The 15,378-nt window shown below is 62.5% G+C and carries 13 protein-coding genes and 3 tRNA genes; 5 read left to right on the top strand and 11 right to left on the bottom strand.

Annotated elements, in window-relative coordinates:
- Window positions 1-73 precede the first annotated feature (73 nt).
- The 8 genes from GXP39_07575 to GXP39_07610 all read right to left on the bottom strand — a co-directional run bounded on the left by GXP39_07575 (window position 74) and on the right by GXP39_07610 (window position 8,083).
- Window positions 74-1,024, bottom strand: a complete 951-nt coding sequence (locus GXP39_07575) for a hypothetical protein (GenBank protein NOZ27899.1) — start codon at window positions 1,022-1,024, stop codon at window positions 74-76.
- A gap of 90 nt (window positions 1,025-1,114) precedes the next feature.
- The gene (locus GXP39_07580; GenBank protein ID NOZ27900.1) at window positions 1,115-1,273 is read right to left on the bottom strand and encodes a lasso RiPP family leader peptide-containing protein; all 159 of its coding nucleotides are present in this window, start codon (window positions 1,271-1,273) and stop codon (window positions 1,115-1,117) included.
- Window positions 1,270-3,207: a hypothetical protein gene (locus tag GXP39_07585; protein ID NOZ27901.1), complete on the bottom strand. Its 1,938-nt coding sequence runs from the start codon at window positions 3,205-3,207 to the stop codon at window positions 1,270-1,272. The genes GXP39_07580 and GXP39_07585 overlap by 4 nt, the downstream gene beginning before the upstream one ends.
- Window positions 3,204-3,650 carry a lasso peptide biosynthesis B2 protein gene (locus tag GXP39_07590; protein ID NOZ27902.1) on the bottom strand — a complete coding sequence of 149 codons (447 nt, stop codon included), beginning with the start codon at window positions 3,648-3,650 and terminating at the stop codon, window positions 3,204-3,206. The genes GXP39_07585 and GXP39_07590 overlap by 4 nt, the downstream gene beginning before the upstream one ends.
- Entirely contained in the window at window positions 3,640-3,921 is a 282-nt protein-coding gene (locus tag GXP39_07595; protein ID NOZ27903.1) for a PqqD family protein, read from the bottom strand. Before GXP39_07595 ends, GXP39_07590 begins: the two co-directional genes overlap by 11 nt.
- A 144-nt stretch (window positions 3,922-4,065) precedes the next feature.
- A complete protein-coding gene (locus GXP39_07600) occupies window positions 4,066-4,734 on the bottom strand; it encodes a Crp/Fnr family transcriptional regulator (GenBank protein NOZ27904.1) in 669 nt (222 codons plus the stop codon).
- 138 nt (window positions 4,735-4,872) lie between these two features.
- Complete coding sequence (locus GXP39_07605) at window positions 4,873-6,081, bottom strand: pyridoxal phosphate-dependent aminotransferase family protein (protein NOZ27905.1); 1,209 nt, start codon at window positions 6,079-6,081, stop codon at window positions 4,873-4,875.
- A 391-nt stretch (window positions 6,082-6,472) separates the two neighbouring features.
- Entirely contained in the window at window positions 6,473-8,083 is a 1,611-nt protein-coding gene (locus GXP39_07610; GenBank protein NOZ27906.1) for a response regulator, read from the bottom strand.
- A gap of 315 nt (window positions 8,084-8,398) precedes the next feature.
- On the opposite strand from GXP39_07610, the gene GXP39_07615 reads away from it, so the two are divergent.
- The 5 genes from GXP39_07615 to GXP39_07635 all read left to right on the top strand — a co-directional run bounded on the left by GXP39_07615 (window position 8,399) and on the right by GXP39_07635 (window position 10,888).
- Window positions 8,399-8,486, top strand: a tRNA-Leu gene (locus GXP39_07615).
- A gap of 71 nt (window positions 8,487-8,557) precedes the next feature.
- Window positions 8,558-8,959, top strand: a complete 402-nt coding sequence (locus GXP39_07620) for a hypothetical protein (GenBank protein ID NOZ27907.1) — start codon at window positions 8,558-8,560, stop codon at window positions 8,957-8,959.
- A 64-nt stretch (window positions 8,960-9,023) separates the two neighbouring features.
- Window positions 9,024-9,095 (top strand) — tRNA-Met (locus GXP39_07625).
- Window positions 9,096-9,153: 58 nt separating this feature from the next.
- A tRNA-Met gene (locus GXP39_07630) sits at window positions 9,154-9,226 on the top strand.
- A gap of 435 nt (window positions 9,227-9,661) precedes the next feature.
- Window positions 9,662-10,888 (top strand): MFS transporter, encoded by a 1,227-nt coding sequence (locus GXP39_07635; protein ID NOZ27908.1) that lies wholly within the window; start codon window positions 9,662-9,664, stop codon window positions 10,886-10,888.
- Here the strand turns inward: GXP39_07635 and GXP39_07640 are convergent.
- From GXP39_07640 to GXP39_07650, 3 genes are read right to left on the bottom strand one after another with little or no spacing between them, the layout of a single operon-like run.
- A complete protein-coding gene (locus GXP39_07640; protein NOZ27909.1) occupies window positions 10,885-12,876 on the bottom strand; it encodes a DUF4012 domain-containing protein in 1,992 nt (663 codons plus the stop codon). The two genes, GXP39_07635 and GXP39_07640, sit on opposite strands and share 4 nt — an antisense overlap.
- A gap of 10 nt (window positions 12,877-12,886) precedes the next feature.
- The gene (locus GXP39_07645) at window positions 12,887-14,452 is read right to left on the bottom strand and encodes a DUF2723 domain-containing protein (GenBank protein ID NOZ27910.1); all 1,566 of its coding nucleotides are present in this window, start codon (window positions 14,450-14,452) and stop codon (window positions 12,887-12,889) included.
- Entirely contained in the window at window positions 14,443-15,375 is a 933-nt protein-coding gene (locus tag GXP39_07650) for a DUF11 domain-containing protein (GenBank protein ID NOZ27911.1), read from the bottom strand. The genes GXP39_07645 and GXP39_07650 overlap by 10 nt, the downstream gene beginning before the upstream one ends.
- Window positions 15,376-15,378: the final 3 nt, after the last annotated feature.

Consider the following 15,378-nt stretch of genomic DNA (forward strand, 5'->3'; position numbering starts at 1 on the left):
GCTTGGTTTCTATTGTACATCCGCCCGTGGAGGACGACTCTATCCCTCTGGTACCACTGCGAAGCGGCACTCCCTATTGTTGCTGGCCGGTGAGGTCTTCCAGGATCGCCTCGCACACGGCTGGAAGATCATCGAGCGCGCGGGGGACGGCTATCCGGCGTGCGGGCACTCTGGTGACGAGACGGCAGTATTGTTCAAAGAGCCCCACTTGCAGTTCGGACTCGATCCATCGAATGCCGTAGGTGTTTCGCAGGAGCTCGGCTACCGCTTCGTGGGAGGGAAGGGCGGTGATGCGAGGCGCGTTCTGCCCGCCGGCGCCTGGGCGATCGAGTAGATAGATCGCACCGAGAGGGCAGGGGCGCCCGTGAAATGCGTGCCAGACGGGGACACGCCGTTTGTCCGTCCCTGGGAACACGCGGGGGAAATCCCCGGATGTGCCCAAGAGCCTGGCGATCGTCCCCGGCCGTAGGCGCAGAGCGGGGTATCCTGGCATCCCCCAACAGCGATCGTCTTTCATCTGGAGAGCGAGGATATCGTCCGTCAGAAGGGGAAACCCTTGTCGGAGGAAGGCGGCGGCTGTAGTGGACTTTCCCCCTCCCGTCCGGTCGATGAAGGCTATGGCATGGCCTTTGATCACCACCGCACTGGCGTGGAGAACGGGGACCCGCTGAAGGTGGAGGTGCAGCGCGAGCACGGGGCCCAGGATGCACGCTCGAATATCGGCGTCCGTCGTCCCCACGATCGGGCGGCAACGGATCTCCTCGCCGCTTCGGGGGATGTGGAAGTCCCCGGTGTCGCTGTATCGCATGAGATAGGCCCGCGGGCTGTGGTAGACCCGATACAGGGGTGATCCGTTGATCTGCCGGTCGCTTTCATGAGCCAAGGAGAACTCCGGACCTATGCTGAATAGCGGTCCGGCAGGCAGCAGCTTCAGGTGAACGTGCGCATCGGACGTTCGGGCGGTGGGAAGCTCGGGAAAAGGGAGGTCGCTGAAGAGGTTCAGCCCATAGAGGGAATAGATCATAGGACGGGATCATCTGCCACGGCCTGGATTTAACCGGGGGGCGACCGGGCTTACCCTATCGCCCCCCTATGGCCATATCGGAAGATTAGGTCAGGACTTGCCAAGAGCGGCGTCGGTGGCTCCTGCAGCTCCACCTTCCGTGAGCTCTTGAAGCGTTCCGTATTCGACGATCTGAGGAGGCGAGTACGATCTACGCCTATTATCATGACGTGATTCTACCTGCTTTGTATCCGATCGGTCGCCCATCATTTCCTCCTTACAGAAGGTGAGTGGTTGGTGGAATCAGCGCCAGGATCAACTTGGAGCCTCCCGCGATGGTTCAGACGGTTAAGCCAGATCTCCGCGATGAGAGCATACCATATAACCCAGGAGTCGGCCATTTCACCGCGGCGGAATCGCTCGTATTGCTCCCGGAGCTTCTCTCCATTGACATAACCCCGCCTGGCCAGCTCTGGTGAGCGGAGTAGTTGGTGGATCGTTTCCACACCGCGCTCCCTCAATCCACGCGAGACCAATGGGTCGGCCAGGACCTTAGCCCGAGCCGTCCGTATCTGGTCTGGAAGACGGCCTTGCATGGCCTGGCGGAGCAAAGGTTTCTTCTCCCCTGTGGGTGTGAGAAACTGCTCCAGAGGGATCGCAAATGCGAATTCTACCAGCTGCTTGTCCAGGAAAGGATGCCGGGCTTCCAGGGAATGCAGGCTCATCATCTGATCGATGAAGCTGAGCCAGGATTGCAATCCAGGGCCGGTAATCCAGATCAGGCTTTGCGCTCGGGCCGCTTTAACGCGATGTAGCCCCAGTCCCTCCTTTTGTCGTTTGGCGAGTCCGTGCTTGCGCTCGAACTTCGGGTCCAACCAGACAGGTGGTAGATCCCATGCATTGGGGCGAATCCGGCGCCGCATGGGAACGGGGAGCAGGCGGAAGATGCCTGCTCGCAATCGCAATGGGGGAAGCCGTTGGTATCGCCTCCAGTAGTGCCAGATATCCACCCCAAAGCGGATGGGCCGCAGCAGTTGCAGGTGATGGAAATATGCCAGGGGGGATTCAGCGCAAACGTCATCTCCCCCATATCCCGTCAGGACGAATCGGTGTCCCCGGGACCGCACGATATCCAGAGCCGTATCCCATAGTAGATATTGGATTGCCGGCGTCGGCTCATCGAATTCGAGCAGGGTGCGGGGATAGTCCCCCAAGGGCCAGCAGTGATCCGCCGGGATGTAGGTGGTGCGGAGGCCGTATTGGCGGGCGATGGCCTCGATGTTCTCCCTCTCGTCGCATTCCGGAATCTCATCGAACACAAAGGAGAAGGCCTCGACCCTTCCTGGATCTCCGTGGGACCCGGGGGGATCCCCGACCGCAAGGCTGGCGATGGATGTCGAGTCCAGGCCTCCGCTCATCATGATGCCGAATGGGCTTTTTCCACGGGTGCGACGGAGCACAGCTTCCGTCAGAAGATCCCGGAAGTGTTCAGCGTAGCTCTCCTCCTTCTCATAACGGATCGGCTGCACATCGTCCAGTGACCAATACCGGCGGTGCTGGGTGCTCGTGCTCCTGATGATCAGGACATGTGCCGGTGGAAGCCGCTGGATGCCTCGGTAGGTCGTCTCCTCAGGATGGCTCACGCATCCGGAGATCAGGAAGTCGCCTAGGGCCGCCTCATTGAGCTCGTTCGGGACGTCGGGGTGCTGTAGGAGTTGTTTGATCTCCGAGGCGCATACCAGCACCTGTGGGGCTTGATAGTAGACTAGAGGGCGGATCCCCAGATGATCCCGGCCGAGCACGAGCGTTTGCCGTTGCTGATCCCATAGGGCAAAGGCGAAGTCCCCCAGCAGATGCCGGGGAAAATCGATCCCCCAGCGCTCATAGGCTGCCAGGATCAGATCCGCGTCCGTCGGCTCTGGCCGGACATAGGAACCCAACAGGGATCGGAGCAGCTCCTTTCGATTGTAAATGCGGGCATCCGCTGTAATCCAACAGGTGCGTGTACCGTTTGACCTGGTTTGGTGCTCTCGGGGGAGCTCAGGGGTGGAGTGCAGAGCGAGATGAGCCAGCCCCACATGCCCGTGGATCCAGTATCGGATCCCGTCTGGGCCGCGATGCGCGGCAGCCTCCGCCATCCTACGCAAGGTCTTTGGGTCGACCGGACTCCCATCCAGGTTTACGATCGCGCAGATGCCGCTCATTTGTGGATCGCTTGGGTCCCCAGGGAGGCGAAGTTGCTGATAGCCGAGTCCGGTTCTCCCACGGGCTGGCCGGCGTATTCCACCCACGCGTGAGCGAGCAGCGTGTCGTCCTCCTTACGCACCCCGATGCGCAGCTCGGTGACGATGCCCTGGCGGCCTAACAGCCATTGCAGGGCCAAGGCCCGTCGCAGACAGCTCATCGGATACAGGTGATGGCGCGCTGCGATGTCCACCAGACGTTGCACCTGGTGTATGATCGCGGTGTCCTCCTCCGCTGACGGACGGTGCCGGCTTTCCCGATGCCTTGCCGTCCGCTGTTGAATCATAGAAAACGGCAGCAAACGCAGCCCGAGATCGATCGTCAGCAGCAAGATCCACGCCTGGGCCAGGATCCACTTCTCGTGGCGAGAGAGGCGGAGCAGACTCTGTAGCTTACGTCTCATGGATCTCCAGAAGTTGCCGGGAGGTCAGTTCCTCAACGAAGCGGCACAAATCTTGTTGGAGCTGATCTTCCGCGACGTCATACTCTTCCAACAGCGCCCGAAAGGCGGGCTCGACCTGCCCATGTTCGGTCAGCAGCGTCCACATCCGGGTGCCGACCTCGTCCAGGCCGTAGTACTTGCCCGTTTGGAGGTTCAGAAGCACGGATTCTCCTCCTAGATCCCGGAACAGTACATCTTTGCCGGCCCGGACTCGCGTGTCTAAAGTGATCATGATCGTTTATCAATCGACGCTCATTACGGACTGCGATTTTTTGTAGTGTTGTTAACTGATATTAACTCAATGATTCAATCTTGGCAAGGTATGGTGCTTCCCTTTCTTTACAGTTTCTTTACAGTTGCTATCGCGCCCCTGTCATCATCCCTCTGCAATGGCTTGCAGTCCCTCGGGATCCAGGATTGTGATCCGCTTGCGGCCGATATCGATCAGTCCCTGGGCTTTGAGCTCGTTCAATACCTGGGTGGCCGTCTCTCGATAGGTGCCCACCGTCTCCGCCAGGTCCTGATGGGTCAGCCCGGTGATCACGTTCCCCTGCTCCTCCGCCAGTCGTAGCAGCAGCGATGCCAGCCGGGCGGGGATGCCCTTGAAGGCCATGTCTTCCAACCTCTCCTCCACCGCCCGCAGCCGTCGTCCCGTGATCTCCAACACCCGCAACGCCACCTGAGGCTTGTCCAGGATCAAGCGTTCCAGGTCCGTACGGCTCATGACACAGATCTGACAGTCCTCAATCGCCTCGGCGAAGGTGTTGTGCATCCGTTGGCCGATCAAGGCCATCTCCCCGAAGATGCTGCCAGGGCCTAACGTGGCGATCACTAATTTCTTGCCCTCTGGCGATATACGATAGAGCTGGACCCGCCCTTTCTTCAGAATGAAAAGGACCTCCCCCACCTCTTCTGGCCGGTAGAAGACCTTGCCCTTCTCGACGGAGCTTACCGTGGTGATGCGGTCCAGCTCCTCCATCTCCTTAGGGCTTAAATCCTGGAAGATCTCCATATCTCGTAAGTAGGCTTGCTTGTCCAGGTCCATCCTCCCTCCTCAGCGTACAGGCCCTCTCCAGTGAGGGCTCGGGCTTGCCGTGCGATCATCCTTATGTCTCGACGTGAGTGCGTCCCTGCCTGCCTGGACCGGATCGCCACCTCCGGGTTGTCTGACCGGGTGAGCTTGCTATGGGATCAATCCGAGAGCCCGCCCGGCCTGCGCGAAGGCCTCGAGCGCGAAGTCGATATCCTCCTCCGTGTGTGCGGCGGTTACGTTGGCCCGGATGCGGCTGGTGCCCGGCGGGACCGCGGGCGGGAGCACGGGCAGGGCGAAGACCCCGTTATCCTGCAGCAACCGGGTCATCTGCATGGCGTGATCATCAGAGCCGACGATGACCGGGATGATCGGGGTTTCCGTGTGGCCGGTGTCGAACCCCAGCGCCTTTAGGCCGCCGATGAAATGGTCGACGTTGCGTTGCAATCGAGCTCGAAGGGCCGCTCCCTCCTCCTCGATCACCTGGAACGCCGAGATGGCCGCCGCGCACACAGCCGGCGGCAGGGCGGCGGAGAAGATGAACCCGCGAGCCGCGTGTTTCAGGTATGTGATCATATCTCGATCGGCGGCGATATACCCGCCCACGGCCGGGATGGTTTTGGAGAGCGTGCCCATCTTGATATCTACGGCCCCCTCCATCCCGAAGTGCTCTTCGATCCCGCGCCCGGTCTTCCCCAGGACGCCTAGACTGTGCGCCTCATCCACCATCAGACGGGCGCGATAGCGTCGGCACAGTTCAACCACCTGGGGTAACGGCGTGATATCCCCGTCCATGCTGTAGACCGCGTCCACGACCACCAGGCGGGTGGCTTTGTCCTGTGTCTTGGCGAGGCATCGCTCCAGATCCGCCATATCGTTGTGGCGGAAGCGGAGGAATTTGGCTCGTGAGAGCAGACATCCGTCGACGATGGAGGCGTGATCCCATTTGTCACAGATCACGACGTCGTTGCGGCCGACCAGCGTGGAAATGGTCGCGAGGTTGGTCACATAGCCGCTGGAGAAGGTGATGGCGTCCTCCGTCCCCTTGAAGTGGGCGATCTTTCTCTCCAGTTCCTGGTGTAGGGTGATGGTGCCCCCGAGCAGGCGGACGCCATGAGTCCCGGTCCCGAACTGCAGAGTGGCTTTCTGGGCCGCCTCGTTGATCTTAGGGTGATTCAGCAGGCCCAGATAGCTGTAGGTAGCGAACATCAATTTCGGCTTACCGTCGACCCACACATGCGCGCCATCGAGCTTCTCAACGGGTTGGAGGTAATAGTAGAGGCCTTCTTCTTTCCCCCACTGAATGCGTTGGACCACTTCCGCAATGCGCCTATCAAGGCCATCAGGGGCCTTCTTCTCCACGGGGTGTCCCTCCTGCCGGTAATGGTGGTGCTACCCCCATGATGGGCTGTGAGAGGACGCAGGCTGATCTGGAGCGCGAGGATGAGCGGATTCACTGCATGAGTTGATCGCCTGCGCGCAGCCTTTGGGGCGACGCCATGCCGTTTGCTGTCCTCCACCTGTCGTCGTGCGGGTGGCGACAAGATTCGGCGGGTGGTAGGTGTGATCGTGCACGAACGCGTGCATCCGGGGCGCATCGTACCGCAGAATAGGCGAAAGTGCAAGTCGTTTTCGTGATCCTCGTTTGTCCAGGACGCGATGCGAGGCCGGGAGCTGCCCACCTGATCCAGGTGTTGGGGGGATCGGGGCGCGGTCCCGGATGTCTATCCAGGTGTGATGGGGAATGGAGGGGTTACATGCTGGGGGCGGCGGCGGGGATGACGTCTTGGATGGCCACCTCCTGCGGTTGATAGGGCGCAAGCGCGGGTTGTTTGCGGGGGAGCGTGACGCGGAAGGTGCTACCCCTTCCGACCTCGCTCTCCACCTCGACGTCGCCGCCGTGTGCTTTGACGATCTCTTTCACGATGAGCAACCCCAGGCCGGTGCCCTGAATGCATCGGGTGTGCTCATTGGCCACACGTGTGTATTTGGAGAAGAGAAGCGGGATCTGGCCGGCGGGTATGCCGATCCCATTGTCGCTTACCTCGATCACAAGGCTGTCCGGCTGGGTTCGAAGCCTGACGGTGATGCGGCCACCCTGGGGGGTGTATTTGATGGCGTTGCTGAGGAGGTTGGTGACGACCTGTCCCACCCGCTCCCCGTCCACCCAGGCGATGGCGGGCTCGTCAGGGACCTGAACCTCCAGTGTGTGCTGCCGCTGATGCGCCAGCGGTTGGATCTCTCGCACGGCCTCCCGGATGACCTGGCTGACATCCGTCTCCGCCGGCTGGAGGCGCAGGAACCCCGCATCGATCGCGGAGTAGTCCAGGAAGTCGTTGATAAGATCCAGGAGCTTGCGTATGGATCGCCGGATGATATCCATCATCTCCTTTTGAGCCTCGTTTAGCGGGCCGGCGGTCTCCTGGATCAGCAGGTCAACGAATCCCGTGATGGCCATGGCCGGGCTGCGCAGATCGTGCGTGATCATGGAGTAGAAGTCGGCCTTCATGCGCTCCAGCTCTTTCTCCTGAGAGATGTCGTGTAGGCTGATGATGGCTCCTGGAAGCCCATCGCTGTGTAGGCGCACCGGGTTCAGGGTCACGCTGAAGACGCGGCCGTCCTGATTCGATCCCGTGAACGGGTTGGGGATCTCTATGCGGACCGGCTCCTTGGAGGACAGGGCCTGTTGCAGGCTCGTGAGGAGCTGTTTGTGAATGGGGAGCTGGGAGATCGGCTGCCCGATGACCTCTTCCAGGGAAATGCCGAGCTCTTTTTCCGCCTGAGGGTTCATGAGAAGGATGCGACCCTCTTGATCGACGGCGATCACGATCTCCGAGATGCTGAAGAGGATCTCCCGGAGTTTATTCCGTTCCTCCTGTAACTCGTTGCGTGCCTGTTGAAGCTCCCGTACGGTCGCTTCTAGCTCTCGGTTCTTCTGCCGGATCTCTTGTTCCAGTTGAATCCGTCGAACCTGGCTTTCCCGAAACTCGAGAGCGCGGTGGACGATGTGCCAGAATTCGTCCAGACCCTTGCCGATGGAGATCTGGGACTTCTCGACGTAGCCGTCGGCGCCCTGCTGGACGGCTTCGATGGCCGTTTTGATGTCGCCGTGCCCGGTGATCATCACGATGCAGGTGTCCTGATCGCGGGAGCGGATCTCCTTGAGGAGGGCAATCCCATCCGTATCCGGCAGCATGAGATCGAGCAGGATCAGATCAAAGGACTCCGTCTCGTGTAGCCTCATCCCGGTTGTGCCATCGCTGGCGATCGAGACATCATGTCCCATACGGGTCAACAGTCGCTCAAGATACCGACAAATCGTGAGGCTGTCATCGATCACCAGGACGCGTAGGTGCTCTCGCATCAGATCTTCGCTCCCTTGTGCTCGTATTCGGATCGTGCATAGGTGCGGCGCAAACGATTCCATGCCCATTATACGGTGGTTGTGAGAAGCTTAAAATAGGACATTCGGTGCGCATCGGGCGATATCGCTGCGAATAGGGGCGGGGTAGAGATCGTTATTAAGGATGGCACAGGATCGAAGGGCCGGAGGAGGGCCCTTCTGGGTCCCATATTTCCCTGGGTCTGTTATCGGCTTAGGAAAAGCTCTGAAAGTGGCGCCGCGCGTTTGACAAATCCGCAAACGCGTGCTAAACTTAGTCGTGAAATTAGAATTCGTGCCGAAGTGGCGGAACAGGCAGACGCGCTACGTTCAGGGCGTAGTGGGCTTTACGCCCGTGTGGGTTCAACTCCCACCTTCGGCACCAGGCGGTGATCCCAGCGCTGCAGGGCAGGCTGGGATTTTGTTACGGCTCCGTCTCTGAAAGGAGCGACGATCGTGTCTTACCGGATGCGGCGATATTCGCTGAACCTGTCGCAGTGGATGATATTGATCACGATCGTGTTCCTGGCGCTTCTGGGGGTGGGATATATCGAGCGCCGGGCGACGCTGGCCTCCCTGAAGGGCGAGCTGGCGCAGACGAGGGAGATGGTTCAGGGGGCTCAGCAGCGTCAGGGTGAGCTGTTGGGGTATCTGGAGTATGTCCGGAAGGACTTGCACATCGATGCGATGGCTCGTTCATTGTTGGGGTGGGCGAAGCCGGAGGACGTGGCAGTGGATGTGATCCCGGAGGATGCCCCTCTGCCGACGCCGGAGATCGCGGAGCCCTTGCAGGAGGAGGAGCAGGGACAGAGGCGGATGCCGTGGCAGGCGTGGTGGGATCTGTTCTTCGGCCCATAGCGGGATATCTTGTGGCCATGGAATTTGACAGTCGTGCCGCCGCCGAGTATAATCGTAAGCGTGCTGCGGGGTGGAGCAGAGGCAGCTCGTCGGGCTCATAACCCGAAGGTCGCAGGTTCGAATCCTGCCCCCGCTACCTAAAGGCTGATGGGTTTGGGAGGGTTTCCACCATCAGCTTTTCGCTCTCAGCGTGTGGCGACGTAGCTCAGATGGCAGAGCAAGCGGCTCATAATCGCTGGGTCACTGGTTCGAGTCCAGTCGTCGCCACCTGCCACTAGATGCCGTGGCATCGCTTTGTTACCCTGTTACCCCTCGTGGTCGAGGTATGCCGCGAGGGGTATTTTTGTAAGCGACGCAAGAAAGGCGCCTTCTGTGGGCTTTTCCCAGGCGGGGGATTTATCTGTCGCTGTCCATCTGTGAGCGAGGGCGACTCATGAATCGCCCCATTGGTATCAAGGTATGCGATACGGAAGCGTGGCCTCGCATCTCTGGGGTGGCTCGGAGGGGCTCTCCCTCCGCACCTCCCCTTTCAGGTGTGACCGCCTGTGGAGGGAAAAAGCAACAGGCGGGGGGCTCACCCACGCTGTTCAGTTGATGCGAATGGGGCGACTCATGAATCGTCCCTGCCCCGGCAACGCCCATGAGGGAGACCACTGGCGAGATCACGCTCAATAATCCACATCGAAAGTCACGCGTGTAAACATGGCACAACCCAACGAGATCGACTATAAATCCTTTTTGCGAACCCTCGGGCGCCCTATTGTCGTCCTGCTGACGCTTCAACTGATGGGGGGCATGATCCTCGCCCCGCATCTCACCTTTTTCCCGCTTTACCTGAAGGACTTGGGCCACTCCACCATTGTGATCGCCAACATCGTCGCCGCCAGGCAGGTGGCGGGGTTGATCGCGTCCCTGGTCGGTGGCACCCTGAGCGACTCGGTGGGGCGGAAATGGACGCTGCTATTGGGGAACGTGGGCTATCTGGTGTCCAGCTTCGCGTTTCTCGTCCTTTCGCCGGGTTGGATCGGACTTCTATGGATCATCGGCGGGTTTGGGCAGGGCTTGCACACCCTGGGCGGGCAGAGTTATCTGATGGACACTGCTGCCCCCCAGTTTCTCGGCCTGACCTCGGCTTTGTACAACTGGGGCTATACGCTCGGCGGCGTGCTCAGCAGCCCTATCGCGGGCTGGATCCTCGATCGTTGGGACTATGGCGTCTTTGCCAGAGTGTTGGTCGTGTTCTCCATTGGCACGGTGGCGCTCAACCAATTCGTCTTGCCACGCTCCCCCGTGGAGCACCGGACGCAGGCTCCCGGCCTGAGTCGCTTCTTCGGCTATGGCGATATCGCCCCTCGTCCCACCGTGCTGATTCTGGCCACGCTGCGCTTCCTGCCCACGTTCTACTATGCGATCATGCTGGTCCTGATCCCCTTGCTGCTGGACGCCGCCGGGGCCAGCAAGACGATCATCGCCTGGTACGCCACGATCAGCTGGATAGCGGCCTCCCTCGCTCAGGCCGTCGTGGGATATGCCGCGGACCGGTGGAACCCCATCCCGGCGACGGCGATGACCTTTGCCGCGCTGCTCGCCAGCATGCTCGGCATCGGGCTCCGATCTTCCAGCCTGTGGGTCGTGTTCACTTTTGGGACCGTGGGCATCGCCGCTGCGTGGTCGCTGTCGACCCTGTTGCCCAGCCTTGTCGCTCTGGCCACCGTCCCGGAGGAGCGCGGGCGCGTCTTGGGATTCATCCATTTGTGGTGGAACCTCGCCATGATCATCGGGTCGATGGCCAGCGGGGCGCTGTTCGAGATCGCCTCCGGATTGCCCTTCTTGGTCGCCGGCATCGCCAACATCGGCTCCCTGGCTCTGCTGTTCGTCTATCATCGCCTCGTCGCACCGTCGCGTGCCTTGCCTTCCTCCCCCCGCTAACGCTCTGTTTGTTGATCGCGTTCGCCAGGGGGCAACAGGTCCACGCGGCGGATCTCCCAGAGGCGATCGTGCCGTAAGGCCTCCTCCTGCCGGATTTCCGTCCCCTGTGTGTCCGGTTCCAGCTGCCAGATACTGCCCGGAGGGCCGGCGAACGTGAGTCGGAATGGCCACGCGGGGGTGCCGGGTTGCTTCTGAACCATGAGTCGGTAGGCATCCCGCGTGACGACCCCCTCGGGCAGCCGATATATGAGCCGTACGACATGCGCCGTCCCCGGCTTCATCACGAAATATCCGGCGATCTCCCACGTTTCCTTCTCGCCAGGTTCCTCCTGCACGCTCCCCGGGTCCAATCCTTCCGCCTCCAGCAGCCGGGAGCCGTCTGGCACGTACACGCGCAGGTAGTTCCAATAACAGCGGCGTGTCATGTCTGCATATGTGCGGCCGTACTCCGGCCGGTGGACACAAGAGGGCAGCTCGATCTGGACGGGATGCGTGTAGGTGAGCGTCAGCCGGGCGGTCCAGCCGTTCTCTTGCCAGGTGACGGCGTAGTCCATCTGACGGGCGACGACCGCGTTGACCTTGTTATATCCCACGTTCGTGTCGAACACGGCCAGATAGTCCTGCTCTCCCGGGTGCAGGCCGCCGTCCCATCCCAACGTCGTGATCACCGCCTGGGCCTCCGGGTGGTTCACGTAGATCAGGATGTGCTTCTCACGGGCCGCCTTCCAAAACGCGTATCCCAGCCGTTGGAGATCCACGTCTCCACCGCTCAGCCGCTGGACGGCCGCCTGCACGAGGGCGGGCATGAAGTCCTTTCGCCGCCGCCACCATTCCCTGGAATCTTGCTCAATGGTCAGTCCCTCGGCCGGCTGTTCCCAGGCCGCCTTGATCTGGGACAGGACGTTCTTCCTCGTGAGGGGTTTCTCGGCACCGGGGACGTGGAGTGGCTCCAGCGCGCCGACGAGCTCCTGCACGGCGATCAGGTCGAAGGCGATGACGCCGTGGGTAGCCACGCCCTGATCCAGCTCGTACAGCGTCTGCATGATGCGAGCGCTGGTGGGGAAATCCGGGGACCAGTTGGCGTCCCGCAGGAAGAGGAGTTCGGCGCCCATGTAGCGGCGTAACGGCTCCGGCGCGGGTGGGTGGGGCTGGTCCAGATTGTCGACGGCGTAGCTGTCCCGGAACGTGAGATCCACGATCCGTCCGTCGATCAGGCGAACCAATCCGGCCCCGCTGATGAACCCGCCGGTGGCCCGTAGCTCGTCGCTGTTCTGGGCGATGATCAGGTAGGCCCGCTCGCCCTGGGCGCCCAGGAGGTCTGGCAGGTGGGGCAGGAGATCCACCAAGGGCCGTCCCGCGGCGAGAAGATCCCGGCCCCGTCGCAGGCGATCTCCCCAGACGGGGGGGAGGCGTCCCGGATCGACCCGTTGGAGCGCCGCGCTGGCCTGGTCCAGATGGGCTCCCACCGAGCGCCAGGCCGGCGCTCCGGCCTCCAGATAGGGCAACACCCGCGCCAGGATGTCGACCTGCGCGGCGTCGCCTGGGGAATCGCCCGGCCGCCTCAGCGCTTCCAGCATGGGCAGCGCCTGTTCCGCCCCGATACGGCCGGCGCTGACCAACGCGATCCCCGCCTCCAGCAGATCGGGGGCGATGCTGATCTCATAGCCATAGCGGGGCAGCGGCTCCAGGCGCCGCATGAGCGGGAAAAAGGGCTCGATCTCGTCCCGCAGGCTGGTGAGCTCGGCCTCCATGGTGCCCAGAAGCGGAGGCAGATCTTTCCACTGCGCCGGGTCCTGAGGCTGTGCGAGCGCCTGGCGAGCCGTCGACTTCAGCTGTTGAGCGGTGGCCCATATGGCCCGGGCGTGGGTGTAGACGCGATAAGCCTTGAACCCGGCCCAGCCGAGGGAGATCAGGATGATACTCGTGAGCGCCAGGATCAGGAATCGGCGATAAGGTGTGCCTCGTCGTGATGGCAGAGAGCGTGTCATCAGTACAGCCCTACGGGGTGTGCGGTTTCAGCAAATACAGTGGACCCTTGCGGATGGCGCTGTAGCGGGTGAGCGGATCCACCATCAGCTCCGCCAGGTAGACCGGCCGGACGCGCACGTTTTCATCCACCAGCGCGCCGAAATCGGGCGGGGTGGATCGCCCCCCGACCAGCACCACGTCGGGATGCCATCTTGCCACCGTTTCCCGGTACCAGTCAAAGGCGTACAGGTTGGCGTTGAGGATGGCCACGTCGGGGCGCAGGCCCAGGCCGTAGCGGAAATACCACAGGGAGAACGTCGGCTGATCGGTGGCCGTGATGATGAGAGCATCATCCTGGGCCGTGGCCAGCGCCTGTCGCCCGAAGTCCACGGCCTCTCGATCTTCCCCCAGATCTTCGGCCGCCCAGTGCATCCACACCTGCCCGGCCGGCAGCAGGGCGAGCGCGAACAGAAGGGCCCCGGCGACCGCGCGAGATCGGCCCGGCCAGCGCTCTCGGACCCATTGGATCGCCTCGGCCCCCGTCACCCAGGCGCCCAGCGCGATCGCGGGCGCCAGCGAGAGGTACACGGGGCTCAGGTAGACGTAGGAGTCCGCCGTGCTGTAGCCCAGCGCGTATACGCTGAACACGGCGACGTTCAGGATCGTCATGCTCAGCAGGCCGCGGTGGTTCGCCTCCGCCCACCACAGCCCAAACAGCGCCAGTGCCAGCCCGGGGAGCGTCAGGTTCTGCAGCAGGAGGGCTGCCCAGCCGGATAGCCGCCACGGAAGCCAGGCGAGGGGGAAGGCGAAGACGAGGGGGCGATATGCCTGTCCGGAGACCAGCCACCAGAGCCGGGGGAGATCACGAGGGTTCCCCCAGTTCACCGGCGGATCCCGATGAGCGGCCCATGGCAGGTACAGATACGTCAACAGGCCGATCGCGCAGCCGATGAGGAGCCCCATGAGGGCGCGTCGGGTCAGGCGCGTCCCGCTCAGCCGGATATATGCGAACATCCCCGGGATGAGCAACGCCAGCGAGAGGTGATTCCCCAGACCCAGGCCGAACAGCAGCCCCACCGCAAGTCCCTGTCTGCCGCGCACGACACCGCCTCCTAGACGGAGCGCCAAGTAGATGAGGGCGGCCGTGAAGAGCGCGTGGAGCCCGTAGACCTCCGTGATGACCGCCTGGGACCATAGGGTGGGGGCGAAGCCGATGAGCAAGGCCACGATCGCTGCAAGGGGGCGTGCGATCGCTTGAGGCGCTTGGGCCTCTCGCAGGGATCGCTCACCGGCCAGCGCGATGAAGACGAGCGCGAGGCTGGTGGTGAGCGCGGAGAAGAGATTGCCCAGGAAGGCAGGAGGGCCGCCTGGCAACGCGAGCATCCCCCGCAGGAGGAGCATGTAGGTGGGATAGCCGGGGGGATGGGGAACGCCGCCGGTCAGTGCAGCGGTCAACAGATCGCCGCCGTCGGCGCCGTTGTGGGCCCAGGTCAGGTCCGGCGCCAGCGTGGCCCGGTAGACGGCGAAGGCGATGAGCGCTGGCCCGAGGGGCCACAAGCGGGTGATGGATCTGGGGCGGCCGCGTGTCACTTGCATCGCGATGTGGGCACATGAGCGCCGGTAGGCGGGAGATAGGCCGGCGGGAGGGGGATGCTGACCCCAGTGGACAGGCGGAGCCCCTCTGTGGTGGCGACCTCGATGATGTTGTCGATGATCTCACCGGGAGGCGCATCGGGTGCGACGATCCCCATGATGGTGAGCTCGACCGAGGAGCCCGCGGCCACGGTGCCTAGAGCGATCTCTACGATCTGCCCTGTCTGCTCCGATGTCCCCTGGGGTGCCTGGACCTCCCCCGGGGTGATCACGGGCGGAAGCTCATCACGTACCGTGACGCCTTCGGCGTCGATGGCACCTGTGTTGCTTATGGTAAGCTGGAAGGCCACCTCACGGCCGGGAATGGCCCAGGGCGGATCCGTTATGAGGTCCAACGCCAGTTCGGGGAGGGGCTGCGGCGTGTCCGTGGGCGTGGGTGTGGGCGTCGGCGGCGGGGCCTCGGTGAGGACGGGGATCGCCGAGATGTCCCCTTGCGTTTGGGTCAAAGGCGCGTAGAGCCAGCCCGTGCGTCCTTCATACTCGATGGCCCACCAGTCTCCCTCGGCATTCTGCCCGAGGATAGGATAGGGCTGCCCTGCGTTCGCGGTCCCGATGATCGCTCGCTCCGTGCTGGGGCCCTCGCGCACGTTCATGTCCCCTCGGGGGATCGCGACCGGCGCGGCGGGCATGGGCGATGTCTCCGGGGATGAGGGGATAGGCGTGTCCGTGGGCGTAGGCGTGGGGTTTGCGGGCGTCGCAGTGGGCAGAGGTTCCGGCTTGTGTTGCTTGGTCGGCGTAGGCGTGGGAACCGTTTGCGCGGGGACGCCCGGCTGAGCCCAGGCCGGCGCGCCGGGGCCGATCGTCGCGAGCAGGATCAGGATCAACAGCGCAGCACCCGTGCTTACAAGCTCTCTCGCCTTGATCATATC

Source organism: Chloroflexota bacterium, from assembly GCA_013152435.1.
Classification (GTDB): Bacteria; Chloroflexota; Anaerolineae; order DUEN01; family DUEN01; genus DUEN01.

Excerpts from the sequence above, each read along its gene's own strand:
- GXP39_07575 (NOZ27899.1), bottom strand. The coding sequence starts at position 1,024 with ATGATCTATTCCCTCTATGGGCTGAACCTCTTCAGCGACCTCCCTTTT.
- GXP39_07580 (NOZ27900.1), bottom strand. The coding sequence starts at position 1,273 with ATGATGGGCGACCGATCGGATACAAAGCAGGTAGAATCACGTCATGAT.
- GXP39_07585 (NOZ27901.1), bottom strand. The coding sequence starts at position 3,207 with ATGAGCGGCATCTGCGCGATCGTAAACCTGGATGGGAGTCCGGTCGAC.
- GXP39_07590 (NOZ27902.1), bottom strand. The coding sequence starts at position 3,650 with ATGAGACGTAAGCTACAGAGTCTGCTCCGCCTCTCTCGCCACGAGAAG.
- GXP39_07595 (NOZ27903.1), bottom strand. The coding sequence starts at position 3,921 with ATGATCACTTTAGACACGCGAGTCCGGGCCGGCAAAGATGTACTGTTC.
- GXP39_07600 (NOZ27904.1), bottom strand. The coding sequence starts at position 4,734 with ATGGACCTGGACAAGCAAGCCTACTTACGAGATATGGAGATCTTCCAG.
- GXP39_07610 (NOZ27906.1), bottom strand. The coding sequence starts at position 8,083 with ATGCGAGAGCACCTACGCGTCCTGGTGATCGATGACAGCCTCACGATT.
- GXP39_07635 (NOZ27908.1), top strand. The coding sequence starts at position 9,662 with ATGGCACAACCCAACGAGATCGACTATAAATCCTTTTTGCGAACCCTC.
- GXP39_07640 (NOZ27909.1), bottom strand. The coding sequence starts at position 12,876 with ATGACACGCTCTCTGCCATCACGACGAGGCACACCTTATCGCCGATTC.
- GXP39_07645 (NOZ27910.1), bottom strand. The coding sequence starts at position 14,452 with ATGCAAGTGACACGCGGCCGCCCCAGATCCATCACCCGCTTGTGGCCC.
- GXP39_07650 (NOZ27911.1), bottom strand. The coding sequence starts at position 15,375 with ATGATCAAGGCGAGAGAGCTTGTAAGCACGGGTGCTGCGCTGTTGATC.